Source organism: Fructilactobacillus sp. X7R9C1 (genome assembly GCF_059901005.1).
In genome coordinates this window covers 1-249 of record NZ_JBWXVG010000066.1, presented here as the reverse complement: position 1 = coordinate 249, position 249 = coordinate 1, and the positions used below count along the sequence as shown (strand labels likewise).

Here is a 249-nt window from a genome sequence, read left to right as displayed (position 1 = left end):
CCATTGAGGCTTGAGGCCCTTATGTGCAGGTTTCTGCGCCTACGAACGCGTTTAAAGGAGGTAAACCACATGTTGAAATGGACCGTTCAGGAGTTAATAAAACACGATCAGGAGCCGTTGCATTTTAGCACCACGTTAGATGTTAAAACGGATTTACAGGATCGCGATCCCGAGGTTCTTGACGTGAGTCCCATTCAGGTAAGCGGCGATATTGTCTATGATCGTGGTGACTTTTTGGTCAGTGTCAAC

The 249-nt window shown here is 47.0% G+C and carries 1 pseudogene; it reads left to right on the top strand.

Annotated features, from left to right (window positions below):
• Positions 1 to 69: 69 nt before the first annotated feature.
• A pseudogene (locus tag AC6UD0_RS07450) lies at positions 70 to 249 on the top strand (YceD family protein); the annotation flags it as partial.